Here is a 24,206-nt window from a genome sequence, read left to right as displayed (position 1 = left end):
GACAGGAGCACGACAATGGCCGGAACCACAGTGGCAGACATGATGGCGGACATCCTCACGGTGGCCGGCGTGCAGCGCATCTACGGCATCGTCGGCGACTCGCTGAACGGGCTGACCGATTCGCTGCGGCGCAAGAAGACCATCGACTGGATCCACGTGCGGCACGAGGAGGTCGCGGCCTTCGCCGCCGGCGCCGAAGCGCACCTGAGCGGCAAGCTGGCGGTGTGCGCCGGCAGTTGCGGCCCCGGCAACCTGCACCTGATCAACGGCCTGTTCGACGCGCACCGCAGCCGCGTGCCGGTGCTGGCCATCGCCGCGCATATCCCCAGCTCGGAGATCGGTTCCGACTACTTCCAGGAAACCCGCCCGCAGGAACTGTTCCGCGGCTGCAGCCATTACTGCGAGATGGTCAGCAACCCGGAGGAACTGCCGCGCATCATGCAGTCGGCCATGCGCGCCGCGCTGGGGCAGCGCGGCGTGGCGGTGATCGTGGTGCCGGGCGACATCGCCCTGATGGAGGTGCAGGCGCCGGCCCTGCTGGAGCTGGCCTTGCCGGAAGCGCCCGCGGCGGTGCCGCCGGCCGAGGAGCTGGCGGTGACCGCGCGCCTGCTCGATGCCGCCGGCAGCGTGACGCTGCTGTGCGGGCGCGGCTGCGAGGGCGCGCACGCCGAAGTGGTGGCGCTGGCGCAGCAGCTGAACGCGCCGGTGGTGCACGCGCTCGGCGGCAAGGAGTTCGTCGAGTACGAAAATCCGTTCGACGTGGGCATGACCGGCCTGATCGGCTTTGCCTCGGGCTACTACGCCATGCTCGAGTGCGACACGCTGCTGATGCTGGGCACGGACTTCCCGTACCGCCAGTTCTACCCGACCAAGGCCAAGGTCATCCAGGTGGACATCCGCGCCGAGAACCTTGGCCGGCGCTGCCGGCTGGCGCACGGCGTGGTCGGCTCGGTGAAGGAGACCATCGGGGGCCTGCTGCCGCTGCTCGCGCAGAAGAGCGACCGCAGCCACCTCGACCGCGCGCTCGAGCATTACCGCAAGGCACGCGCGGCGCTCGACGACCTCGCCACCGGCGCGCCGGGCAGCGGGCTGGTGCATCCCCAGTATCTCGCGCGCTGCATCAGCGAGAGCGCCGCGCCCGACGCGGTCTTCACCTTCGACGTGGGCACGCCCACGGTCTGGGCCGCGCGCTATCTCGCCATGAACGGCCGGCGCCGCCTGATCGGCTCGCTCAACCACGGCTCGATGGCCAACGCCCTGGCGCAGTCCATCGGCGCGCAGTCGCTGCTGCCGCAGCGGCAGGTGGTGGCCATGTGCGGCGACGGCGGCTTCTCCATGCTGCTGGGCGACCTGCTCACGCTGCGCCAGCACAACCTGCCGGTCAAGGTGGTGATCTTCAACAACGGCAACCTCGGTTTCGTCGCCATGGAGATGAAGGCGTCGGGCTTCCTCGACACCTATACCGACATGGTCGACACCGACTTCGCCGCGATCGCCATGGCCGCGGGCATCCCCGGCATCCGCGTGGAAGACCCCGGCCAGGTGGCGCCGGCGCTGCAGGAAGCGTTCAGGCGCCCCGGCCCGGTAGTGGTGGACGTGAAGACCAACCGGCTCGAGCTGGCCATGCCGCCCACCATCACCACCAAGGAAGCCAAGGGTTTCAGCCTGTACCTGCTGCGCGCGATCATCGACGGGCGCGGCGGCGAGATCGTGGACCTGGCAAAGACCAATTTGTGGCGGTAGGCCGCGCGGGGGACCGCGCGGCGCTCAGTCGATGCGCGCGCCGCTGGCCTTGACGATCGGCTGCCAGGCCTGGTACTCGGCCACCACGAACTTGCCGAACGATTCAGGCGTGTACGACATCGGCTCGGCGCCCTGCATCACGAACTTCTTGCGGATGTCGGGGCGGTTGACGGCATCGGCCACCGCCTTGTTGAGCCTGGCCACGATCTCCGGCGGCGTGCCCTTGGGCGCGAACAGGCCGAACCATGCGCCCGTGACCAGGTTCTTCACGCCGGCCTCGGCCATGGTCGGGGTGTCGGGCAGCGCTTCGGCGCGCCTGGCGCTGGTCACGGCCAGCGGGCGCAGCTGGCCCGCGCGGATATGGCTCATCACCGACGGGATGGTGGCGAACATGAATTGCACTCGCCCGGCCAGCAGGTCGTTGAGCGCATCCGCTCCCTTGTACGGCACGTGCACGGCATTGGCGCCGGTGCGCTCGTTGAACAGCGCGCCGGACAGGTGGGCCGCGGTGCCCACGCCGGTGGACGCAAAGTTCATCTTGCCGGGATGGGCCTTGGCATAGGCCACCAGCTGGCTTACGTCGGCGGCCGGCACGCCCGGGTGCACGACCAGCACGTTCGGCACGTCCGCGATCGGCGCGACGGCGGCCAGCGTGGTCTGCGGATTGACCTTCAGGTTGGGATAGAGCGTGGGGTTGATGGCGATCGGGCCGACCGACGTGGCCAGCAGCGTGTAGCCGTCCGGCGCGCTCTTGGCCACGAATTCGGTGCCGATGTTGCCGCCCGCGCCGGGCCGGTTTTCCACCACCACCGTCTGCTTCAGGCTCTGCCCGAGCTGGTTGGCCACTTCGCGCGCCAGGATGTCGGTGGTGCCGCCGGCCGAGAACGACACCACCATGCGGATGGGCTTGTTGGGATAGTTGTCCGTGCCGGCGACGGCACAGGTGCTGGCGGCGCCGGCCAGCAATAGCAGCGCAGCGGCGTGCAGCCGCTTTGGCAGATTCATGTCTCGCTCCACGATTTGAGGTGGTTTCGGCCCGCGCTGCATTGGCGCGGACCGTTGGAGACATCGTAGGGGCCCGGCGCGGCCCAGCGTTGATCAATGAGAAACGCTGCTTTCTTTGCGCATGATGGCTGGCTGTACCGCCTGTCCGAGAAGTCGTTTCAAAATGAAGCGAAGCGGTCCTGGCTAGGCGTGCGGCCGCACACAGTGCAAGTGGTACCGCAAGGCCGCGCAGCGATGCCAGGATCTTTTTGAAACAACTTCTCAGCGCGCGCGCTGGTAGTGCCGCTCCATGCTGGCGCACTGGCCCAGGTAGTCGAGCAGGCGTGCCGTGCCGGCCGGCAGCGACTGGCGGTCGCGCACGCACACGTAGAAATTGCGCGCGGCCCAGGCATCGGTCAGCGTCAGCAGGCTCAGTCCCATCATCCCCAGGTAGTTCCTGGCAATGCCCTCCGGCACCACCGCGATGCCCAGCCCCTCGCGCACCATGCGGCAGCGCGCCTCGAAGTTCGAGACCTGCGTCTTCACCGTCAGCGGACGCGAGATGGTGCTGCTCACCAGTTGCAGGAACGCGTCGAACGTATGGCGCGGGAAATAGCCGAGGAAATCGTAGTCGAGCGCATCTTCCAGGCGCAGCGTGCCCCGCGCTTCCAGCGGGTGGCCGCGCGGCACCACGAGGCCGACGCGGTCCGAGCGGTAGGGCAGCGAGAACACGCCCGGGCTGGGCGCCTCGGCGTGGTAGATGCCGATGTCGGCGTCGCCGTTGGAGACCATGCGCGGGATGTCGAAGCTGAACGACTCGATCAGGTCGATGCGGCTGTCGGGCGCGCTCTGCTGGAAGCCGCTGATGTCGGTGGGCAGGAACTGCAGGATGGTGGACGGGTTGGCCGCCAGCCGGATCTTGGCGGTGCCGTCGGTGGAGTACACGGTCAGCGCTTCCTCGGCCAGCCTGATGCTGCGCACGATGGCCTTGGCGCGCTGGTAGAGCATGGCACCGGCCGGCGTGGGTTCCACGCCGCGGCCATGCCGCACCAGCAGCGCGGTGCCCGCCTGGCGCTCCATTTCCGAGACGCGCTTGCTGGCGGCCGAAGTCACGAGATTCTCGCGCTCGGCGGCGCGGGACAGGCTTTTTTCCTCGACGGCGGCGATGAGGATTTCCAGGGAGGCGATATCCATGCGGGGTAGGGGATGCGTGGGTGGATGCGTGTCGGGGATGCGGACCGGGGATGCGGGCCGGGCAACGCGGACGGGGGTGGGACGCGGAGCCGTGTCCGCCGCGCAGCAATGCTATGCATCCGCGCCGCCGCCGTCAAACCGGATTTTCCCGGGCGTGATGGCAGCGCCGCCGCGTGCGCTGCGCCGGTGGGCTGGCGCGGCCGCGCCCGCGTCGCTTCGCGCGCCCGCTCACGAGCTTTCACCAAATTTCAAGGCTCGGCGCCGCGCGCCCAATAACATTGGGCACCTGGGCAGACACGCCGCGCAAGGCGGAAGAAAGACAAGCGACCAAAGACAGGAGACAAGGAGCGATGCAGCATGGTGATCGATGAACTGGCCGAGTATGTCGGCGCACAGGGGCGGCGCGCGCTGGCGCCGGAGGTGGCGCACCACGGCAAGCGCGCCGTGATCGACTGGTTTGCCGCGCTGTTTCCCGGCACGCGCATGTCGCCCGGCACGAACCTCGTGCAGGCGCACCGCGCGGAGCTGGGCGTGGGCGCGGCCTCGGTGGTCGCGCATGGCACCACGGCATTCCCGGCCACGGCGGCGTGGATCAACGGCAGCGCTTCCCACGCGGCCGAGTTCGACGACATCTTCCGCGATGCCGTCTACCATCCCGGCTGCCCCACCATCGCCGCGGCGCTGGCGCTGGCCGAGGCGCGCGATGCCTCGGGCGCGGATTTCCTGCGCTCGGTGGTGGCGGGCTATGAGGTGTCCACGCGCATCGGCGCGGCGATCCAGCCCGCGCACTACCGCTATTTCCACACCACCGGCACGGTGGGCTGCTTCGGCAGCGCGGCGGCCGGCGCGCTGCTGGTGTCGCCCGGCGACGCCACCGTGGCGGCCGACGCGCTGGCCACCGCCGCCACCTTCGCCTCGGGCCTGCAGCAGGCCTTCCGCTCCGACGCCATGACCAAGGCGCTGCACGCCGGCCACGCCGCCCAGGTGGGCGTGCAGGCCGCGCAGGCCGCCGCGGCCGGCGTCAATGGCGTGCACGACATCCTCGAGGGCGCGGCCGGCTTCGGCGCCGCGCTGTGCGGCAGCCCCGACTGGACCGCCGTCGCGCAGGGGCTGGGCACGGACTACAACGTGCTGCGCATCACGCAGAAGAACCACGGCTGCTGCGGCCATACGTTCGCGGCGATCGACGCGGCCATCGCGCTGGTGCGCGAGCACGGCATTGCCGCCGGAGCGATCGAGTCGGTCACGGTCGATACCTACCAGACCGCCCTCGACGTGACCGGCAACGCCACGCCGCGCACCGCGTTCGAGGCGCGCTTCAGCCTGCCCTACGTGGTCGCGCACGGCATCCTGCACGGCGCGGTGCGGCTCGATGCGTTTGCCGACGCGCGCCTGGCCGATCCGACCATCCGCCAGCTGATGCGCACGGTCGTCCTGCGGGCCGACCCGCAGCTGACCGCGGCGTTTCCGCGCCAGCGCGCGGCGCGCGTGGAGATCCTGCTCAGGGACGGCACGCGCCACGCGCATTTCGCGCCGTACCGCAAGGGAGACCCCGAAGCCCCGCTCGACGACGCCACGCTGGCGGACAAATTCACCGAGCTGGCCGCGCCGGTGATCGGCAGCGACGCGGCGCGCGCGCTGCTGGCCGCGCTGTGGCGGCTCGACGGCGGCAGCGTGCGCGCGCTGCGACTGGCGGAACTGGGAAGGGCCTGAGACGATGAGAAACGACATGAGTGAAATGATCGCGCAAGCGAGCGGGGAAGCCGGCGCGCAAGCCGCTGAAGAGGGGCGCGATCCGGCGCGCCCCGCAACCGGCGCCGCGCTGGCCAGGGCGCTGTTCGCGCCGCGGTCGGTGGCACTGGTGGGCGCCTCCGGCGATATCGCCAAGAACACCGCCCGGCCCATGCGCTTCATGCGCAAGCATGGCTACCGCGGCAGCCTCTACCCGATCAACGCCACCCGCGGCGAAGTGCTCGGCGAACGGGCGTATCCGTCGCTGGCGGCCGTGCCCGGCGCGGTGGACCACGCCTTCGTCATGGTGCCCGGCAGCCAGGTCGAGGCCGTGCTCGCGCAATGCGCGGCCAAGGGCGTGAAGGTGGCCACGGTGTTCTCCGACGGCTTCGCCGAGACCGGCGAGGCCGGCATGGCCGCGCAGCAGGCGCTGGTGCGCAAGGCCGCGGAAATGGGCGTGCGGGTGGTCGGCCCCAACAGCATCGGCGTGGTCAACGTGGCGTCCGGCGCGGTGCTGTCCGTCAACGCGGTGTTCGAGATGGACGAGCTCCATGCGGGCCCCATCAGCCTGGTCTCGCAAAGCGGCTCGATGCTGGGTGCGCTGTTGTCGCGCGGCGCCGCGCGCGGGCTGGGCTTCGCCAAGCTGGCGTCGGTCGGCAACGAGAGCGACGTCGGCGTGGGCGAGCTGGTCGACCTGCTGGTCGACGATGCCCAGACCGGGGTCATCCTGCTGTTCCTGGAAACCATCCGCGACGCCGCCGTGCTCGGCCCGGCGCTGCGCCGCGCGCATGCGGCGGGCAAGCCGGTCATCGCCTACAAGCTGGGCCGCTCGGCGCAGGGCGAGGCGCTGGCGCAGTCGCACACCGGCGCGCTGGCCGGCAACGATGCCGCGGTCGGCGCGTTCCTGCGCAAGCATGGCGTGATGCGCGTGGAGATGCTGGAAACGCTGTTCGAGGCTGCGCCGCTGGCGCAGCGCTACGGCGGCCGCGTGCCCGCGCTGGCGCGCCAGCCGCGCGTGGCGGTGGTGACCACCACGGGCGGCGGCGCGGCCACCGTGGTCGACCGCCTGGGGCTGTCGCGGATCGAGGCGGTGGCGCCGCCCGATGCCTTCGTCGCGCACATGGCGGCGCGCGGCGTGCGCATCCGCCAGACCCCCATCATCGACCTGACGCTGGCCGCGACCAGCGCGCAATACAAGGACCTGGTCGGGCAACTGTTGCGCAGCGACTGGTGCGACGCCGTGCTGTGCGTGGCCGGATCGTCCGCGCAGTTCCATCCCGAACTGGCCGTGCGCCCCATCGTCGAGGCCGCCGCCGGCGGTGCCGGCAAGCCGCTGCTGGCCTTCCTCGCGCCAGAGGCGCCGGCTTCCCTGCGCGTGCTCCAGGCCGCGGGCGTGGCCGCGTTCCGCACGCCGGAGGCATGCGCGGACGTGCTGGCGCAACTGTTCCAGGCGGCGCGCGCGCGCACCGATGCCGGCGACGCGCCCGCGCCGCAGGCCTGGCCGCAGGGATTGCCGCTGGCCGGCAGCCTGTCGGAATACGAAGCGGCCCGGGCGTTCGCGGCGCTGGGCGTGCCCATCGCGCCGCTGGCGCTGCTGGTGCCGGGCGGCGAGTCCCGCCACGGCATTCCGTATCCGGTGGTCGCCAAGATCTGTTCGCGCGACATCCTTCACAAGACCGACGTGGGCGGTGTGCGCGTGGGCGTGCGCGATACCGGGGAACTGGAACACGCCGCCGCCGCGATCCTGGCCAGCGTGGAGCGTGCGGCGCCCGGCGCGCGCCTCGACGGCATCCTGGTGCAGCGCATGGAGGACAAGCTGCTGGAGCTGATGCTGGGCTACCGGGACGACCCGCTGGTCGGGCCCATCGTCATGCTCGGCGCGGGCGGCATCGCCGCCGAGCTGCATGCCGACGTGAGCCTGCGGCCCGCGCCGGTGACGCGCGAAGAGGCCGTGGAGATGATCGGCGAAGTGCGCAGCACGGCGCTGGTGCGGGGCTTTCGCGGCCTGCCGCGCGGCGACATGGATGCCCTGGCCGATGCCATCGTGCGTTTCTCGCGCCTGGCGGCGCTGCGCGGGGTGCGCGTGCAGGAGGCCGAGATCAACCCGCTGTTCGTGCGCGCGGACGGCGTGGTGGGCGTGGATTGCGTGCTGCGGCTGGCGGAGGCGGGCTGAGCCCGCGTCCGGGTTGCCGCGAACGATTCACAGGATTCACCGAAACAGGAAACGGAGACAAACGATGGATTTCAAGCTGACCCCGGAGCAGGCCGAGTTCGAGCAGGCCGTGACCCGCTTCGCGCAGAAGGAACTGCTGCCCGGCGCGGTGACCCGCGCGCACACCGACGACTACCCCTGGGACGTGGCCCGCAAGATGAGCGCGCAGGGGCTGCTCGGCATCACCGTGGCGGAGGCCGACGGCGGCCAGGGCGGCAGCCTGATGGACGCCATCATCGCCATCCAGGCGGTGGCGGCGGTGTGCCCGCGCAGCGCCGACGTGGTCCAGGCCGGCAATTTCGGCGCCATCCGCGTGCTGGCGGAGTACGGCTCGCCGGCGCAGAAGGAAAAATGGCTCAGCCGCCTGCTGGCCGGCGAGGCGCTGATCTCGGTCGGCATGACCGAGCCCGAGGCCGGCTCCGCGGTGACCGAGCTGCGCACCACCGCCACGCCCGACGGCGACGATTTCATCATCAACGGCACCAAGGTCTTCACCACGCATGGACCGCACGCCGACGTGATCCTCGCCTACGTGCGCTTCGGCCCCGGTATCGGCGGCATCGGCTCGGTGCTGATCGACACCCGCCTGCCGGGCGTGCGCATCGGCCAGCGCTCGCGCTTCATGTCGGGCGAGGAATGGGCACAGATCTATTTCGAGGACGTGCGCATCCCGGCCACCGACGTGCTGCTGGGCGAGGGCGGCTTCAAGAAGCAGATCGCCGGCTTCAACGTGGAACGCATGGGCAACACCGCGCGCTCGCTGGCGCTCGGCCGCTACGCCTACCAGGCGGCGCGCGACTGGGCCATGCAACGCCGGCAGTTCGGCCGCCTGCTGTGCGAGTTCCAGGGCCTGCAATGGAAGTTCGCCGAGATGAAGATCAAGCTCGATGCCGGCCAGTTGCTGCTGTACCGCGCCGCGGCCAACGCCGACAGCGGCTTCCCGTCGGCGGAGGAGACCGCCATCGCCAAGGCTTTCTGCAACCAGGCGGGCTTCGACGTGGCCAACGAAGCGCTGCAGGTGATGGGCGGCATGGGCTACAGCCAGGAGGCGCTGGTGGAGTACTGCCTGCGCCGCTGCCGCGGCTGGATGATCGCGGGCGGATCGATCGAGATCCTCAAGAACCGCATCGCCGAATCGGTGTTCGAGCGGACGTTCTCCCAGCGGCCGGAACGGCGGCAGGTGGCGTAGGGAGGTCCGGGCGGCGGGACGGGCTCCCTGCCGCCGCGGAGTGTCTTCCTGTGTACAACGGAAGGCCCGCGCTGGCAAGCCTGCCGGCGCGCGGCCGTGCCGGGCTGTGGCGCGCTGCCGCATTGCGCCGGGTAGCGTACGCTACGCCGCCCCCGCGGCGCGAACTTGCGCTAGAGTGGAACCCCCGCACAGCTTGCGCCACAGATGAGGATGCCCATGGAAGCCCAGCGCCTGCAGTTTCCCGGTAGCGACGGCCAGCAGCTTGCCGCGCGGCTGGATCTACCGGCCGGCCCGGTCCGGGCCTTCGCCTTGTTTGCCCACTGCTTCACCTGCGGCAAGGACGTGCTTGCCGCCACGCGCATCGCGCAGGCGCTCACCGAGCACGGCATCGGCGTGCTGCGCTTCGACTTCACCGGTTTGGGCGGCAGCGGCGGCGATTTCGCCAACACCAATTTCTCCTCCAACGTGGCCGACCTGCTGGCGGCGGCCGATTACCTGCGGCAGCATCACCGCGCGCCCGCACTGCTGATCGGCCACAGCCTCGGCGGCGCCGCCGTGCTGGCCGCGGCGCAGGGCGTGCCGGAGGCCAAGGCGGTGGTCACCATCGCCGCGCCGAGCGATCCCGGCCACGTGGTGGGCCTGTTCGGCGACCAGGCCGCGCGCATCGCCGCCGAGGGCGAGGCCGAGGTCCAGCTTGCCGGCCGGCCGTTCCGCATCAAGCGCCAGTTCCTCGAGGACGTGGGCGAGCAGAAGCTGCTCGACAGCGTATCCCGGCTGCGCCGCGCGCTGCTGGTCATGCACGCGCCGCAGGATGCCACCGTCGGCATCGACAACGCCACGCAGATCTTCATCGCGGCCAAGCATCCCAAGAGCTTCGTCTCGCTGGACCGCGCCGACCACCTGCTCACGCGCAAGGAAGACGCCATCTACGTGGCCAACACCATTGCCGCCTGGAGCCAGCGCTACCTCGGCACCGAGACGCTCGACATGCCGCCCGCGGTGGCCGAGGAAGGGTTCGTGCGGGTGGAGGAGGCGCACATCGGCAAGTACCAGCAGCGCATCGCCGCCGGCCCGCACCGGCTGGTGGCCGACGAGCCCGTCTCGTTCGGCGGCCTCAACGGCGGCCCGGCGCCGTATGACCTGCTGCTCGCGGGCCTGGGCGCCTGTACCTCGATGACCATGCGCATGTACGCCGACCGCAAGGGCTGGCCGCTCGAGCACGTGGCCGTCTCGCTGCGCCACGAGAAGATCCACGCCGCCGACTGCGCGGACTGCGCCACCACCGAGGGCAAGATCGACTGGATCGAGCGCGAGATCACCATCCAGGGGCCGCTCGACGACGCGCAGCGCGCGGCCCTGATGGAGATCGCCGACAAATGCCCGGTGCACCGCACCCTGCATTCCGAGGTGGTGATCCGTACTCACGCGGCGGAGACTAAGGCGAAGTAGGTCTCTTCGGCGGCAACCGGCCGTTGGTTTTCTCCCTTTTCCCACACGCGGGGGAAAGGGCAGCGCTGCCCAGCGGTAGTATGAGAAAAATAATAGGAATCGAATTTTCGGTCGATTTTATTTATCTACTTCGGTATTGGTGCGGGGAATCAATGTATTCTTTTGGGGGGGGCGGTTAAATATTTGCGTTGCATATAAATCGCTGCTATCTAATAGGGTACGCAGCATATGAAGCAAGCTTATTTCTCCTTGGTTTGGGTTTCAAGGTAGTCTCGGCCATTCCAGGAAAATTGATGCCGCTCTAACTCTCCCGCTTCGATATACTCAATCCCTACTAGGGGGGTGGGAGAGGCGTGTGTATCCTTCTTCGGTGTCAGCCATGTGCCAAAAAATATAAATTGAGGACGAATTTTGCCTTCCTTGATGACATAAAATCCGGTATAGAAATTTCTCGCCTTCCTGATGGGAGTTGCAAAGCATCCAATCACATCACTGCCAAGAGATTCTTGATAAATTGTAATAGAATTGGCGAAATAATCTATTGGGCAATCATTATTTGCGCATACGAATTGCTTGTAATCAGGGTCGCTATAGATGTCGTGTATGATGAAATTAGCATTGGTTTGGCACTCTGTGGCTTGCGCTGGGAAAGAGATGGATATTAGTAGGAAAAGTATTTTTTTCATGGCCTCTGATCACTCAATGGCACGTCTATCGAATGCGTTGTAAAAATATAACCAGTTTTTTGCTGTCCGTTTGGGTTGAAGACGGGCTGCCCGTTCGGATGGAACAACGGTTCTCTTGAGGAATTCCTGCGCCAAACAAATGAAACTCGCTCTGTGTCGTCTGGCTTCACTAGATCGAGGAGTATATATTTGATGAATGTAAAGGCCTGAAAACGTGTGGCAAGGCCATTGATGTTCTGAATGCTAACGTTTCCATTGGTAGTTTTGCTGACCTCCACGACCTCATCTATTCCAGTGCCTCTATCCGATACCTTGATCGCATTTATTTGGGTTGCGGTGATATTAGGGCAAGTCCAATAGAATCCCGCGCTGTCTGCACAGTTTTCTGCATTGTGACTTGTGCTGCCGGCTATCAATTGATCTGGATCCCATCCTAACCCGGGGAATCCCGATGTGGCACTGGGGTGCGTATGCGCGAAGTTACGAAAATTGCCATAGGCGATGTAGTTTTCGCGATGCGTAAGCTGGATAAGTCCGCGGCCAAAGTACGGCGCATACGGCGCATTCTGAGCGCCGCCCTCTCTGACAAGGCGGTAATATCCGGTTTCTTCAGTCAGTTGTGCTAAAAAATGAAGCAATCGCTGCATTGTGTTACTGATGCAGTATTTTCTGAGTGAGCGATTGGTGTGAATGCTCCAGTGGTCGGCACGTTTTCTAGCGGTAGGCCATGTGGCCACCAACTGGTTTGAAAATTGGGTTCCGCTCAAATGGAGATTTCGACGCGGAATGCACTGCGCAAGCTCATCTGTTGTTAGCCATGGGCAATGTCTGTAATGCTCGATGAACTGAAGTGGGTGGAAATGCCAGACAGACCGATCCCCCATTCCTGCTTGCGACCAGAATGCCATTTGGTTGACGTGGGCCTCGAATTTCTGCCATGCCTGCGCATCGTTCAGTGGCCCGCCGGGTTCCCGCTCGCGCTGGTAGCGATTGGCCAAATCGCCGCTATCCCACTCGCTAGGATGCTTGCAGATGAGAAACCTCAGTTTTTTGGCAATCTCGGGGCGTGAGGTATATGTGTCAAAGTCTGTCTCGTCGATCACTCCATCCTGGTTGGTGTCGGGTACCTGACCAATGAGTTGGAGCAAAAGAGCCACGTCGCAAATGCCATCCGATGCGTTGGCGGCTTGCCCTTCGTCCAGCAATTGCCAGTTGAGCGGGAAATCCGCATCGGACCAAACCGACACATTATTGGCTACAGCAGCAAGGTCGATGTAGCCCGCGGCAGTGCTGGTGTAGCGAACAAGCTGCCAGTTCTCATTGCGCGTGGTGCTATCCGGCCCGAGGATGCGGCCAAACCGTAGATATTCAAAGCCTGCGCTCGGGCAGTCGGGGTAGAGCGCAGTTGCCAGCCGAAAGAGTTCGTATTCGTAGTCGTCTTGCTCCACTGGTGGACCCAGTCGTTCACGACTTCCATCGGCGAGAATGCGGAAGGTGGTAGCTATGCGCCGGCCTTGCGACAATTGCACTGTGACATGTAAGGCTTCTGTCGTGTTAGAGCCGGCTTGCCCGAGCGCCAGGTTGTAAAAATTGTTCGCCCCCGGCAGGTCAATACGATGGGGCGCAATGGCCCGGGGATGACGCTCAACGAAGTTGCGATTGACGGGTATGACGAAGTGCGTGTCGCCAAAAACGTCACGGATGCCATGCTGTCCTTGCGGTATGGCCAGTCGATCACGCCAGAATCCCGTCTGAGCGGGCGTATTGCCGTTGGCCGGTGTGCCTTTAAAGTTAGCGTCCGTGGCGAAGATCTCGAAATGGACTTGACGGCACCCGTACAGCGCACCGGCAAAGCCAAGCACGTCCTTGCGCCAAATTCGCGTGCTGGCGGGGGCGCGAACGACATTCGGTCCAGGGGTAGCGTTGCGCAGGCACGGCGGGAGCTGCGCTTGTTGCGCGGCATTTAATTGTGTGCGAGAGCGCAAGTGCATATAGAGCGAATAGAACACCACGAGGGTATCCTCGCCAGATTGCGTGGTGTGCTTGATCAGCACGAAGCTGGTATCGACCATATCCTGCGATCCCGCGGGATATATTTCCGGCGAGGCCGCCACACGATACGCGACGATTTCGCCGTCGGCAATGGCGCGAATGGGCTCGTTATCGCTGCCGGGGTCAAGGTGAATCCCGCCGTGCCAACGATTATGGAAACTGACAGGATAAACACCTTCGTTAGGGCGAACACGTCCCAGCATGTAGTTGAACTTCGCCTCTTCATCTGCTGCCTGCAGATTGGCAGGGAGAATGGGATAACTAATCAGCATTGATCTCGTTCCTTAAACCGAGAAGGGGAATGCCTTCTTGTAGTTGACCGTTGACCACTTGAGCTGGGTCACCGACATGCTGGCCGGCCCCGTCAATGTGTGCTTTGCCGCTTTGGCGGTGAACTTTCCCGGCATACCCAACTCGATATTCCCGCCCTGCATCCTGATGTAGGCACCGCCGCACAACAGCGTGATGTGCTCGTCCGCACTGATCTGTACGTGCTCATCGCTCGCGGCAATTTCCACGCTCTGATCCGCTTCGACACGGATGGTGTTGTGCTGCGCCTGCAAGAGCAGCTCGCCCTGATGCGCGATGTGGCGCATGTCACCGCTCTGCGCAAACGTGCCCAGCCCAGTGCCGGCGTTGATCACCACCCGCTCGCCCGCACTGAGTTGCACGTTCTGCTGTGCCGCGCCGTCCAGGTGCTCACCCGCGCCCAGCGCGATGCTGCGCGGCGTACCCGCGGCAATCCCCGCCGGCGCCGACAGCGCAATCACCGGCTGGCCGCCTTCTCCTGCGCCGTTAGCCTCGTCGTTGGCACCATGCCCGAGATCGCGCACGGCTTCGGTCAATTGCCGCCGCGGCTTGGCGTCATGGGCGACGCCCTGGTGCTCGCCGGCATAGTCGCCCAGGCCCTTGGCCACCTGCAGCGCCGTCTCTAGCAAGCTCACCACCTCGCGGCGGTCCAGATGGCCACCCCCGGCCTCGGGTTGCGCCTCGGTGCTCAGCAGCAAGCCCTTGGCCGCGCGCAGCGCGCCGTGTTCGTCGGTGCGCAACTCGAAGCCCTCGCCGCGCGGTGCGCCGCCGTCCGGGCGCGGGTGCGTCAGATAGCCCAGGTGTAGCGCGCTGGCGCCGTGGTCGTTGATCAGCGCCGCGCTGATCTCCTTGGTGGTGTCATCGATGCGCAGTTCGCTGGCGCGCTGGCCTTTGTGTTCCTTGCTTTTGATGACGCTGAGGATGTTGTGCCTGGGCAGCGCGTACGGCGTCGGGTGAGTGGACCGGAACGCGCGGGACGTGATCAACGGCTGGTCCGGGTCCCCGTCCAGGTAGTCGACGATCACTTCCTGCCCGATGCGCGGGATGGCGATATGGCCCCAGCGGGCGCCGGCCCAGTTGCTGGCCACGCGGATCCAGCACGAGCTGTGCTCGTCCTCGCGGCCCTGGCGGTCCCAGGGGAACTGCACCTTGACCCGGCCGTGCTCGTCGACGTAGATCTCCTCGCCCTCGGGCCCGACCACGGTGGCCACCTGCGGGCCGGCGATGACGGGTCGCTCCAGAGGTTCTGGGCGCCACTCGATGCGGTCGGGGATGATCTCGGCGGTGTAGCGGTAGTGGGTGCCTTGCTGGGCACCGGCGCTCTCCTCGGCCTGGCTGGTGTGCTGCACGCCGTGGTGGTGCATGCGCACGGGGCGCCAGCCGTGGTTGAGGTCCTCGCGCGGGTGGTCGACGAGGTCGAAGGCCACGCCGGGCACCAGGCGCGGGTCGTCGCCCTCGACCACGGCCATGCGTGCATCGCGGCGATGGCCGAGCAGGCGGTTCTCGGTGAAGGGCCGGCCAGCCTCGTCTTTCTTGTATCTGCCGGGGTAGCCGTAGTGTTCGTAGCGGTCATCCTGGCCGCCCAGAGCACACCCGACCTGGGTGTGCTCCTGCCGATAGCGCGGGTGCGTGAAGGTGTAGTCACGCTGGGTCTGGCGCGCGGTGCGGACGTGCTCGGTGTAGGTAAAGCGGCGCAGAGCAGGCTCGGGCTGGTCGCCACCGGGGTTGGGTTGATAGCGCACGGGGCCGCCCTCGATGGCGCCGTGGATGTAGAGGCGATCCCCGTGGATGAGGCGGTGGCCATCGGCGGTAAAGGCGAAGCGATGAAAAAGGCCTTCCTCCGTCGCGATCCGCTGGACGAATTGGAAATCGGTCTCGCCGGCCTGCACGCAGTACTCGCGGGGCAGGTGGGTGTTGGTGATGACCTGTTCGTAGTCGGTGATGCCGTAGTCGCCGAGCACGGACTGGAGGATCTCGGGGACGGAGCGGGTCTGGAAGAGGCGCCAGTCGGAGCCCAGGCGCAGGCGCGCGAGGGTGGGGTCGACGACGGCGCGGTAGCGGGTGCGGCGAAAGCCGGTGTCGCCCTGCTGGAAAGTGGAGATGCGGCCGTGGACATGGCGCACCGGCCGCTCGCCGTGCCAGATGGTGAGCAGGGCGGGCTGGTCGAGGATCCGGTCGAAGTCGAGGTCAGGGTTGGCGTGGGCCAACTGCACATCGAGACGGAAGGTCTCGCTGAGGGCTTCCTGGAGGTCGAACTCGATGACCTCGAAGTCCACGCCGCCGATGACGGCGAAGGTGAAGCGCAGATCGGACTGGCTGGGCATGGCGGGTTCCTGGCAAGGCGATGCGGCTCGCCGGCAGGAACGGCGGGGGCATCGCGACGGGAGCGCGGCTTAAGATGAGATGACTTTCCTGCGGCGTCGAACGGGATGGCCGTCGATGGACTAGCTCTCGCGGGGAGAATGCAGCAGGAAAAGGCTGGTGGGCATCAGATGTTTCGGAAAATGCGCATGGAAACGGCTTTATTCCATGCGCGCGAGATGCCAGGCATGCCATGCCATGGCATGCCCCCGCGCGTTCTTGGTGTGTCGGTGAATCACACAGGATTCACGCCGTACTATCTCGGCGCACTATCGCCGGCGTCGGTCACGTCGTCACACGGCGCTGGTGCCGCATGCGGAAGGGCAACGAAAGGGCCGGCGCCCGCCTTTGCAAAAACCCCCGCCTCGCAGGCATCCTCCCTGCCGGCAGGCTCCGGCAACAGCCGGGTATCACACGAACGTCGTCTCGATCCGCGACGCCGCCTTCAGGAACAGTGTCACCGGCGTGCGCTCGCAGATCTGCGCGAGCCGCTCGCGCTCGGCCTCGCCCAGCGCCGCGCCGCTCACCCGGACCTCGCGCCGGATGAAGCGCGCCTCGTCCTTGCCCTGGAACGCCGCCGTGACTTCCACGTCGGCCACGGGCCATCCTTTGCGCTGCATGTACATCTTCAGCGTGATCGCGGTACACGACACCAGCCCCGACAGCACGAAGGCGAACGGCGCCGGGCCCTGGTCCGTGCCGCCCAGGCCGGCGGATTCGTCGCCGGTCAGCGCATGGCTGCCGGCCTGCAGGTGCACGAGATAGTTGGCGTCGGCCGGGCCGAGGCGGGCGGTGGCTTGGGAGTTCGACATGGCAGGTCCAGGCGGGATCGGTTGCAGGGCTGCGCGCGTCGCGCAGGCGTGGAAGCCGATTGTAACCACGCCGCGGACGGCGCGTAAGAGCTACCCCGGTGCCGCCGCCGGCTCCCTGCGCCAAAACCATGCCGCCGTGCACCATGTGTTTCACCATCATTGTGCAAAGAAGCGTCTGTTTCCATTTTCCTGGTGAAAATACGATTGTTTCATGGTTATCCATGATGGAACAAATGTTGCTCAGTGGCTAGCATCTGAAACGACGACGGATTTCGGTATCCGGCAGACAAGGAGCAAGCGATGACGGCAGTGGCAGCAGTGGAAGCGACAAAGGCAGTGAAGGCGGCGGCGCTCGGCATGGCCGTGGCCGCGGCGGTGCTCGGCACGGCGGCGGCCCGCGCCGCGGACGTGCCGGCCAGCGAGACGCTGGCCAGGATCAGGGAGTCGGGCGCGATCTCGATCGGGCACCGCACCTCGTCGATCCCGTTCTCGTTCTACGACGGCAGCCAGAAGGTGATCGGTTTCTCGCAGGACATCTGCGACAAGGTCATTGCGGAGGTGAAGAAACAGACCGGCGTGGCGAACCTGCAGGTGCGCATGGTGCCGGTGACCTCGCAGAACCGCATCTCGCTGGTGCAGAACGGCACGGTGGACCTGGAGTGCGGCGTGACCACCAACCTCAAGGCGCGCCAGCAGCAGGTGGCGTTCTCCACCACCTTCTTCGTGGCGGGCACGCGCCTGCTGGTCAGGAAGGGCAGCCCGGTGCAGGACTTCGGCGACCTGTCCGGCAAGGCCGTGGTGACCAATGCCGGCACCACCTCCGAGCGCATCCTGCGCAAGCTCAACGATGAGAAGAAGGCCAACATCGCCATCCAGAGCGCCAAGGACTACGGCGAGTCCTTCCTGATCCTGCAGTCGGGCCGGGTGGCGGCCTTCATGATGGACGACGTGCTGCTGTCCGGCGTCAAGACCACGGCCCCGGCGCCGGCGGACTGGACCGTGGTGGGCACGCCGCAGTCGTTCGAGGCCTACGGCTTCATGATGCGCAAGGACGATCCCGGCTTCAAGAAGCTGGTCGACGGCGTGATCACGGGCCTGATGAAGGACGGCGAGATCCTGGCCATGTACGACAAATGGTTCAACAAGCCGATCCCGCCCAAGAACGTGAGCTTCGAGTTCCCCATGAGCGCCGCGGTCAAGAAGGCGTACGCGCAGCCGAGCGACGAGGCGTTCGAGTAGCCGCCGTTCAGCCCCGTTTCGCCGCCACGTAGGCTCCGGTCTGGTGGACCTGCCCCTCCGCCAGTTCGAGCGCCTTGATGGCGCCCTTGCCCTTCTTGGCCAGCAGTTGCTCGGCCAGCGCCTCGGCCAGCGCCACGCCGGCGGTGATGGACGGGAAGAAGGAAGGGCTGTCGAGCGAGAACAGCAGCGTGCAGTCGGCATGCAGGGCGATCGGTGCGACGGTGCTGTCGGTCAGGGCGACGACGCGGCAGCCGGCTTCGTGCGCGGCGCTGGCCACGCGGATGCTTTCCTGCGAATACGGCGCGAAGCTGGCGACCACCACCGCGTCCTTCGGCGCGAAGGCGCGCAGTTCCATCTCCAGCGTGCCGGCGTCGCCGCGCACGAGGTGCACCGAGGCGCGGAACAGGCGGTAGAGATAGTGGAAGGTGAAGGCGATCGGGTAGCACGAGCGGAAGCCCGCCACATGGACGCTGGGCGCGGCGCTGATGAGTTCGGCCGCGCGCGGCAGCGATTCGGCATTGCCGGCGCCGGTGCGGTCGAGGTTGCGGTGCTGGATCTCCAGCATCTCGGCCAGCATGCGCGTGGAGCCGCTTTCCCGCACCACCTTGCGGGCGCGCTTGGCGTAGGGCTGCGGGCCGCCGCGCAGCGACTCCACGAACAGCTCGCGCAGGCCCTGCCAGCCCTCGAAGCCGAGGAACTGGGCCAGGCGCACCAGCGTGGCCGGCTGCACGCCCGCGTCGGCGGCGATCTTGCGCATGGACAGCATGGGCACTTCCTGCGGATGGTCCAGCAGGTAGCGCGCGCCGCCCTGGAATTGCGTGCTCAGCGAGGCGAAGTGCTCGCGCAGGTGGGCCTGCAGGTCGTCCAGGCTTTGCGGCGGCTGGGGGCTTTCGGTGGGCATCGTGAATCCGGAATGAATGGATGCAACGATTGTTGCACAAACTCCGGCGACCGTCCGTGGCGGCCTGGGCGGCGCGGTTGCCGCCGATCCGGCCAGGTCGGAATCAAATGAATCTTAATTTATTGATAAGGAAACATATGTTGCATGCGCGGCGGTGTTTCCTTATACTCTCCACGGCCGGCATCTCCGGCCCTTTTCCGTACCGCACACCATGACCAACGTCTTCCACCGCAATCCGCGCCAGGCACTTCCCGTTGCCGTGGCGGGCCGGGGCATCGAGCTGATCGACAGCAACGGCAAGCATTATCTCGACGCTTCCGGCGGCGCGGCGGTGTCGTGCCTCGGCCACGGCCATCCGCGCGTGATCGAGGCCATCAAGCGGCAGGTCGACACCATCGCCTATGCGCATACCTCGTTCTTCACCACCGAAGTGTCGGAGGAACTGGCCGGGACGCTGGCGCGCTCGGCGCCGGGCGACCTCGATCATGTGTATTTCGTCTCGGGCGGCTCGGAGGCGGTGGAGGCGGCGCTGAAGCTCGCGCGGCAGTATTTCGTGGAGACCGGGCAGCCCGCGCGCCGCCATTTCATCGCGCGCCGCCAGAGCTACCACGGCAATACGCTGGGGGCGCTGGCCATCGGCGGCAATGCCTGGCGGCGCGAGCCGTTCCTGCCGCTGCTGGTGCCGGCGCATCATGTCTCGCCTTGCTATGCCTACCGCGACCAGCATGCCGGCGAGACGGACCGGCAATACGCGCAGCGGCTGGCCGGCGAGCTGGAAGCCAAGATCCTGGCACTGGGGCCCGACAGCGTGGCCGCGTTCGTGGCGGAGACGGTGGTGGGCGCCACGGCCGGCGCGGTGCCGCCCGTGGCCGACTACCTCAGGCGCATCCGCGCGGTGTGCGACAAATACGGCGTGCTGCTGATCCTGGACGAGGTGATGGCGGGCATGGGCCGCACCGGCCATCTGTTCGCCTGCGCGGAGGACGGCGTGGTGCCTGACATCGTCACCATCGCCAAGGGCCTGGGCGCCGGCTACCAGCCCATCGGCGCGATGCTGTCCACGCGGCGGATCTATGGCGCCATCGTGGGCGGCAGCGGCTTCTTCCAGCACGGCCATACCTATATCGGCCATGCCACCGCCTGCGCGGCGGCGCTGGCCGTGCAGCGCACGATCGCCGAGGAGAACCTGCTTGCCAACGTGCTGGCGCGCGGAGAGCAGCTGCGCGCGGGCCTGCGCGCGGCGCTCGGCGGCCATCCCAACGTGGGCGACATCCGTGGCCGCGGGCTGTTCGTCGGCGTGGAGTTCGTGGCCGACCGCGCCAGCAAGGCCACGCTGGCGCCGGCGCTGAAGACGCATGCCCGGCTCAAGTCGGCGGCGATGCAAAACGGGTTGCTGGTCTACCCGATGGGCGGCACGGTGGACGGCGTGCATGGCGACCACGTGCTGTTCGCGCCGCCGTTCATCTGCACGGCGCAGGATATCGACCGCATCGTCGCGCGCTTTGCCGACTCGGTGGCAGCCGTGCTGCCGGGCTGACGCCGGGCCCGGGAGGGCTCAGGGCTGGCGCGTCATGCGCAGCAGGCTGGTGTCGTAGCCCATCGCCGCCGCCTTGCCGAGCAGCAGCGCGCGCGTGGCTTCGTCGGGCCGGGCCTCGCGGCTCAGGAGCCACAAGTATTTGCCCGAAGGCTCGCCGACGATGGCCCAGGCATAGTCGTCGGCGCGGTCCAGCACCCAGTAGTCGCCGACATAGAACGGCCCGAAGAAGGATACCTTCAGCTTCGCGCCGCCGGTATGCCTGACCACCTTGGCGCGCCCTTCCTCGGCGCGGACCTTGCCGTGCGGCCCGTCCTGGTGGCAGGTATTGAGCACGCGCAGGCGGCCGTCGGCCAGCAGGCTGTAGTCCGCCGTGACGGCCTCGCAGCCGCGCTCGAAGCTGCTGTCGTAGCGCGCGATCTCGTACCAGCGTCCCAGGTAGCGCTGCAGATCCACCTCCCGCGCCGGCTCCGGCACATTGCGGTTGCCGCTGCGGCGGCACGTGCCGCACAGCAGCGCCAGCGCGCCGGCGGCGAGCGCCGCCGCGGCCAGCGCGGCGCCGGGGCGCACGGGGCAGGGCGGTGCCTCGCAGAAAGGCCGGATGTCTCTGGTCATGTGCTTTCCCGGAAAATGGATGCCGCCGCGCCGGCGGCGTCGCAAGCAGTGTAGAAGGCGGCCGCCGGGCAGGAAAGCGGACGCCGTCCTACACCACCTTCCGGCGCCATGTCGACCCGGCGCCGCTCGATGCGCGCCGGCGCCACGCCCGGCCGATTTCTGTCGCGCCACACCGAAACGTTCATCGTTTTGTCATCAGCGCCACCCAGAATGCGCTCACTGTTTATGCAAGTGTTGATGCAAGGAGAGCGGGATGACGCATGCGATCGAAGTGCACGGCTTGTCCAAGTCGTTCCAGGCGGGACGCAAGGCGCTGGACAATGTCGGCCTCGCCGTCGCCCCAGGTGAAATGGTGGCACTGCTGGGCGCCTCCGGCTCCGGCAAGTCCACGCTGCTGCGCCATCTGGCCGGCTTCGTGGCGGGCGACGCCGGCAGCGGCAAGGTGGTCGTCAACGGCCACGTGATCCAGCAGGGCGGCCGCCTGGCGCGCGACGTGCGCCAGGCCCGTGCCGGCATTGGCTTCGTGTTCCAGCAGTTCAACCTGGTGGGGCGCCTGCCGGTGATCACCAATGTACTGACCGGCATGCTGCCGCGCGTGCCACTGTGGCGCAGCCTGGTGCGTTATTTCCGCAACGAGGAAATCGACGCGGGACTGGAAGCGCTTGCCCAGGTTGGTATAGACGACTATGCGTTTCGACGGGCTTCGACCCTGTCGGGCGGCCAGCAGCAGCGCGCGGCCATTGCCCGCACGCTGGTGCAGAACGCGCAGGTGATCCTGGCCGACGAGCCGATCGCCTCGCTCGACCCCGAATCGGCGCGCCGCGTGATGGAGCTGCTGGCGCAGATCAACCGCACGCGCAAGGTAGCGGTAGTGGTGTCGCTGCACCAGGTGGACGTGGCGATGCGCTATTGCCCGCGCGTGGTCGCGCTGCGCCACGGCCAGGTAGTCTACGACGGCCCTTCGTCGGCGCTCACGGCAGCCATGCTGCGCGACCTGTACGGCACCGAGGCGGACGAACTCTTGCCGCATGACGCAATGCAGGACGCGCCCGGGCTGGCCCCCGCCCCCGCCGGGCTGGCGGCCGCCTGACCCCGCCCGACGCCGCCTGATGCCTGTCTCCGATACCGGACCGATGTCTTTCCCGTAGCGCTTTCGCCAGTCTTACCGAAGCAACCCCAACCCAGCCTCAACCCCGTTTTCCCCCCGGAGCCTTTACATGCTGCGCAGAACCTTTGTTGCCCTGATCGCGACCGGCGCCGCCGGCGCGCTGTCGCTGCCCGCCCTTGCCCAGGAAGGCAAGACCATCACCATGGGCTTTATCTCGACCGAGACCTCCTCCAACCTGAAGTCGGCCTGGCAGCCGGTGGTCGACGACCTCAGCAAGCAGCTTGGCATGCAGGTCAAGCCCTTCTTCGCCTCCGACTACGCCGGCATCATCGAAGGCATGCGCTTCAACAAGGTGCAGGTTGCCTGGTACGGCAACAAGGCGGCCATGGAAGCCGTGGACCGCGCCAACGGCGAAGTGTTCGCCTCGGTGATCGACAAGGACGGCAACCCGGGCTACTGGTCGCTGCTGATCGTCAACAAGGACAGCGACCTGAAGTCGGTCGACGACGTGATCAAGAACGGCAAGTCGCTGAGCTACGGCGCCGGCGACCCGAACTCGACTTCCGGCACCGCCGTGCCGGGCCACTACCTGTGGGGCGCGCACAATGTCGACCCGAAGACGCTGTTCAAGACCGTGCGCGTGAGCAACCACGAAACCAACCTGCTGTCGGTGCTGAACAAGCAGGTCGACGTGGCGGTGAACAACACCGAGAACTTCGAGCGCTATCGCATCAACACCGGCAAGAACGCCTACGACCAGGTGCGCGTGCTGTGGAAGTCGCCGCTGATCCCGGCCGACCCGCTGGTCTACCGCAAGGACCTGCCGGCCGACCTCAAGCTCAAGATCAAGACTTTCTTCGTCAACTACGGCAAGGGCGCCGACGCCGCGCGCGAGAAGGCCAACCTGGCCACGCTGACGTACCAGGGCTTCCGCCCGTCCACCGACGCGCAGCTGGTGCCGATCCGCCAGATCGAGCTGGCCAAGGAAAAGGCCAAGATCGAGTCCGACACCACGCTGGCCGGCGCCGACAAGGAAAAGCGCCTTGCCGACGTGAGCCGCAAGCTGGCCGAGCTGGACAAGATCGCCGCCACCAGCGCCCAGTAAGCGCGCACCGCGCCGCAGCAGCCGCGCCGCCGCGCGCGGCCCGTCCCGCGAAAAAAGCGGGGCGGGCCGCCCGGCCGCGCCGCAGTACTCATGCCCGCATTTCCGGGCTTCCGGTTTTTTGTCCTTATGCATCGTCCCGCCAACCCCGCCATGATCCCAGCCACCTCGCCCCGCGCCGCCCGCCCGCCGCGCACCAGCCTGCCCGTCCTGTTCGTGTGGGCCGTGGTGCTCGCGCTGCTGGCGCTGTCCTGGCAAGGCGCCGACATGCGCCCGCTCGACCTGCTGCGCGATTCCGGCAACATGGGCAAGTTCGCCGCCGACTTCTTCCCGCCGAGCTTCCGCGACTGGCGCATCTACCTGGACGAGATGGTGGTGACCGTGCAGATCGCCATCTGGGGCACCTTCCTGGCCGTGGTGGCGGCGGTGCCGCTGGGCCTGGCCTGTTCGGCCAACATCGTGCCGCGCTGGGTCTACCAGCCGATGCGGCGCGTGATGGACGCCTGCCGCGCCATCAACGAAATGGTGTTCGCCATGCTGTTCATCGTGGCGGTGGGCCTGGGGCCCTTCGCCGGCGTGCTGGCGCTGTGGGTGCATACCACCGGCGTGCTGGCCAAGCTGTTCTCCGAGGCGACCGAGTCGATCGACCCGCGCCCGGTCGAGGGCGTGCGCGCCACCGGCGCCAACGCGCTCGAGGAAATCGTCTACGGCGTGATTCCGCAGGTGCTGCCGCTGTGGATCTCGTTCGCGCTGTACCGCTTCGAGTCCAACGTGCGCTCGGCCTCGGTGCTGGGCATCGTCGGTGCCGGCGGCATCGGCACCGTGCTGTGGGAAATCATCCGCAGCTTCCAGTACGCCGAGACCTGCGCCGTGATGATCATCATCGTGGTATTCGTCACCGCCATCGACGTGCTGTCGGCCCAGATCCGCAAGGCGCTGGTCTGACCGCGCGTCGCCGTGCACGGCGCGCAACCTGAAAGGCGCC

18 protein-coding genes are annotated in these 24,206 nt (G+C 67.1%); 10 read left to right on the top strand and 8 right to left on the bottom strand.

Annotated features, from left to right (window positions below; all coding sequences use genetic code 11):
• Positions 1-15 precede the first annotated feature (15 nt).
• Entirely contained in the window at positions 16-1,743 is a 1,728-nt protein-coding gene (gene poxB, locus ACKI2N_RS29065; RefSeq protein ID WP_420996745.1) for a ubiquinone-dependent pyruvate dehydrogenase, read from the top strand.
• Positions 1,744-1,767: 24 nt separating this feature from the next.
• Here poxB and ACKI2N_RS29060 read toward each other — a convergent pair whose 3' ends face one another.
• Both ACKI2N_RS29060 and ACKI2N_RS29055 read right to left on the bottom strand, forming a co-directional pair.
• A complete protein-coding gene (locus ACKI2N_RS29060) occupies positions 1,768-2,748 on the bottom strand; it encodes a Bug family tripartite tricarboxylate transporter substrate binding protein (RefSeq protein WP_420996746.1) in 981 nt (326 codons plus the stop codon).
• 261 nt (positions 2,749-3,009) lie between these two features.
• Positions 3,010-3,921 (bottom strand): LysR family transcriptional regulator, encoded by a 912-nt coding sequence (locus tag ACKI2N_RS29055; protein ID WP_420996748.1) that lies wholly within the window; start codon positions 3,919-3,921, stop codon positions 3,010-3,012.
• Between the two features lie 357 nt (positions 3,922-4,278).
• Here ACKI2N_RS29055 and ACKI2N_RS29050 point away from each other — a divergent pair, with 357 nt between their 5' ends.
• From ACKI2N_RS29050 to ACKI2N_RS29035, 4 genes are all read left to right on the top strand, one after another.
• The gene (locus ACKI2N_RS29050; protein WP_420996749.1) at positions 4,279-5,634 is read left to right on the top strand and encodes an MmgE/PrpD family protein; all 1,356 of its coding nucleotides are present in this window, start codon (positions 4,279-4,281) and stop codon (positions 5,632-5,634) included.
• A 16-nt stretch (positions 5,635-5,650) separates the two neighbouring features.
• Positions 5,651-7,825, top strand: coding sequence for an acetate--CoA ligase family protein (locus ACKI2N_RS29045; protein ID WP_420996751.1), 2,175 nt, complete (start codon positions 5,651-5,653; stop codon positions 7,823-7,825).
• A 64-nt stretch (positions 7,826-7,889) separates the two neighbouring features.
• Positions 7,890-9,053 carry an acyl-CoA dehydrogenase family protein gene (locus ACKI2N_RS29040; protein WP_420996752.1) on the top strand — a complete coding sequence of 388 codons (1,164 nt, stop codon included), beginning with the start codon at positions 7,890-7,892 and terminating at the stop codon, positions 9,051-9,053.
• A 216-nt stretch (positions 9,054-9,269) separates the two neighbouring features.
• Positions 9,270-10,502 (top strand): alpha/beta fold hydrolase, encoded by a 1,233-nt coding sequence (locus ACKI2N_RS29035; protein WP_420996753.1) that lies wholly within the window; start codon positions 9,270-9,272, stop codon positions 10,500-10,502.
• Positions 10,503-10,741: 239 nt separating this feature from the next.
• Here ACKI2N_RS29035 and ACKI2N_RS29030 read toward each other — a convergent pair whose 3' ends face one another.
• From ACKI2N_RS29030 to ACKI2N_RS29015, 4 genes are all read right to left on the bottom strand, one after another.
• Positions 10,742-11,188 (bottom strand): hypothetical protein, encoded by a 447-nt coding sequence (locus ACKI2N_RS29030; protein WP_420996755.1) that lies wholly within the window; start codon positions 11,186-11,188, stop codon positions 10,742-10,744.
• Entirely contained in the window at positions 11,185-13,512 is a 2,328-nt protein-coding gene (locus tag ACKI2N_RS29025) for a hypothetical protein (RefSeq protein ID WP_420996756.1), read from the bottom strand. The genes ACKI2N_RS29030 and ACKI2N_RS29025 overlap by 4 nt, the downstream gene beginning before the upstream one ends.
• A gap of 12 nt (positions 13,513-13,524) precedes the next feature.
• Positions 13,525-15,873: a type VI secretion system Vgr family protein gene (locus ACKI2N_RS29020; protein ID WP_420996758.1), complete on the bottom strand. Its 2,349-nt coding sequence runs from the start codon at positions 15,871-15,873 to the stop codon at positions 13,525-13,527.
• A gap of 447 nt (positions 15,874-16,320) precedes the next feature.
• Complete coding sequence (locus ACKI2N_RS29015) at positions 16,321-16,722, bottom strand: OsmC family protein (RefSeq protein ID WP_420996760.1); 402 nt, start codon at positions 16,720-16,722, stop codon at positions 16,321-16,323.
• Positions 16,723-17,079: 357 nt separating this feature from the next.
• Between ACKI2N_RS29015 and ACKI2N_RS29010 the strand changes: the two genes are divergently transcribed.
• On the top strand, positions 17,080-17,961 hold the full coding sequence (locus ACKI2N_RS29010) for a transporter substrate-binding domain-containing protein (protein WP_420996904.1): 882 nt from the start codon (positions 17,080-17,082) through the stop codon (positions 17,959-17,961).
• Between the two features lie 7 nt (positions 17,962-17,968).
• Here the strand turns inward: ACKI2N_RS29010 and ACKI2N_RS29005 are convergent, their stop codons facing one another.
• Positions 17,969-18,862, bottom strand: coding sequence for a MurR/RpiR family transcriptional regulator (locus tag ACKI2N_RS29005; RefSeq protein WP_420996761.1), 894 nt, complete (start codon positions 18,860-18,862; stop codon positions 17,969-17,971).
• Positions 18,863-19,073: 211 nt separating this feature from the next.
• Here ACKI2N_RS29005 and ACKI2N_RS29000 point away from each other — a divergent pair, with 211 nt between their 5' ends.
• Entirely contained in the window at positions 19,074-20,399 is a 1,326-nt protein-coding gene (locus tag ACKI2N_RS29000; RefSeq protein WP_420996763.1) for an aspartate aminotransferase family protein, read from the top strand.
• Positions 20,400-20,417: 18 nt separating this feature from the next.
• On the opposite strand, the gene ACKI2N_RS28995 is transcribed toward ACKI2N_RS29000, so the two are convergent.
• Positions 20,418-21,011, bottom strand: a complete 594-nt coding sequence (locus ACKI2N_RS28995) for a lipocalin family protein (RefSeq protein ID WP_420996765.1) — start codon at positions 21,009-21,011, stop codon at positions 20,418-20,420.
• 253 nt (positions 21,012-21,264) lie between these two features.
• On the opposite strand from ACKI2N_RS28995, the gene phnC reads away from it, so the two are divergent.
• The 3 genes from phnC to phnE all read left to right on the top strand — a co-directional run bounded on the left by phnC (position 21,265) and on the right by phnE (position 24,166).
• Entirely contained in the window at positions 21,265-22,101 is an 837-nt protein-coding gene (gene phnC / locus ACKI2N_RS28990; protein WP_420996766.1) for a phosphonate ABC transporter ATP-binding protein, read from the top strand.
• A 127-nt stretch (positions 22,102-22,228) separates the two neighbouring features.
• Complete coding sequence (gene phnD, locus ACKI2N_RS28985) at positions 22,229-23,224, top strand: phosphonate ABC transporter substrate-binding protein (RefSeq protein ID WP_420996768.1); 996 nt, start codon at positions 22,229-22,231, stop codon at positions 23,222-23,224.
• Between the two features lie 150 nt (positions 23,225-23,374).
• Positions 23,375-24,166: a phosphonate ABC transporter, permease protein PhnE gene (gene phnE, locus ACKI2N_RS28980; protein WP_420996769.1), complete on the top strand. Its 792-nt coding sequence runs from the start codon at positions 23,375-23,377 to the stop codon at positions 24,164-24,166.
• Positions 24,167-24,206: the final 40 nt, after the last annotated feature.

The sequence above is a fragment of the Cupriavidus sp. 30B13 genome (assembly GCF_049059565.2).
Classification (GTDB): domain Bacteria; phylum Pseudomonadota; class Gammaproteobacteria; order Burkholderiales; family Burkholderiaceae; genus Cupriavidus.
The sequence above is the reverse complement of the archived record's forward strand: the minus strand, read 5'-3'. Positions and strand labels throughout refer to the sequence as shown.

Coding starts and splice junctions, on each gene's coding strand:
- ACKI2N_RS29000 (WP_420996763.1), top strand. CDS start 19,074: ATGACCAACGTCTTCCACCGCAATCCGCGCCAGGCACTTCCCGTTGCC.
- ACKI2N_RS29035 (WP_420996753.1), top strand. CDS start 9,270: ATGGAAGCCCAGCGCCTGCAGTTTCCCGGTAGCGACGGCCAGCAGCTT.
- ACKI2N_RS29055 (WP_420996748.1), bottom strand. CDS start 3,921: ATGGATATCGCCTCCCTGGAAATCCTCATCGCCGCCGTCGAGGAAAAA.
- ACKI2N_RS29040 (WP_420996752.1), top strand. CDS start 7,890: ATGGATTTCAAGCTGACCCCGGAGCAGGCCGAGTTCGAGCAGGCCGTG.
- ACKI2N_RS29060 (WP_420996746.1), bottom strand. CDS start 2,748: ATGAATCTGCCAAAGCGGCTGCACGCCGCTGCGCTGCTATTGCTGGCC.
- phnD (WP_420996768.1), top strand. CDS start 22,229: ATGCTGCGCAGAACCTTTGTTGCCCTGATCGCGACCGGCGCCGCCGGC.
- poxB (WP_420996745.1), top strand. CDS start 16: ATGGCCGGAACCACAGTGGCAGACATGATGGCGGACATCCTCACGGTG.
- ACKI2N_RS28995 (WP_420996765.1), bottom strand. CDS start 21,011: ATGACCAGAGACATCCGGCCTTTCTGCGAGGCACCGCCCTGCCCCGTG.
- ACKI2N_RS29050 (WP_420996749.1), top strand. CDS start 4,279: ATGGTGATCGATGAACTGGCCGAGTATGTCGGCGCACAGGGGCGGCGC.
- ACKI2N_RS29010 (WP_420996904.1), top strand. CDS start 17,080: ATGGCCGTGGCCGCGGCGGTGCTCGGCACGGCGGCGGCCCGCGCCGCG.
- ACKI2N_RS29020 (WP_420996758.1), bottom strand. CDS start 15,873: ATGCCCAGCCAGTCCGATCTGCGCTTCACCTTCGCCGTCATCGGCGGC.
- ACKI2N_RS29005 (WP_420996761.1), bottom strand. CDS start 18,862: ATGCCCACCGAAAGCCCCCAGCCGCCGCAAAGCCTGGACGACCTGCAG.
- phnE (WP_420996769.1), top strand. CDS start 23,375: ATGATCCCAGCCACCTCGCCCCGCGCCGCCCGCCCGCCGCGCACCAGC.
- ACKI2N_RS29045 (WP_420996751.1), top strand. CDS start 5,651: ATGAGTGAAATGATCGCGCAAGCGAGCGGGGAAGCCGGCGCGCAAGCC.
- ACKI2N_RS29025 (WP_420996756.1), bottom strand. CDS start 13,512: ATGCTGATTAGTTATCCCATTCTCCCTGCCAATCTGCAGGCAGCAGAT.
- ACKI2N_RS29015 (WP_420996760.1), bottom strand. CDS start 16,722: ATGTCGAACTCCCAAGCCACCGCCCGCCTCGGCCCGGCCGACGCCAAC.
- phnC (WP_420996766.1), top strand. CDS start 21,265: ATGACGCATGCGATCGAAGTGCACGGCTTGTCCAAGTCGTTCCAGGCG.
- ACKI2N_RS29030 (WP_420996755.1), bottom strand. CDS start 11,188: ATGAAAAAAATACTTTTCCTACTAATATCCATCTCTTTCCCAGCGCAA.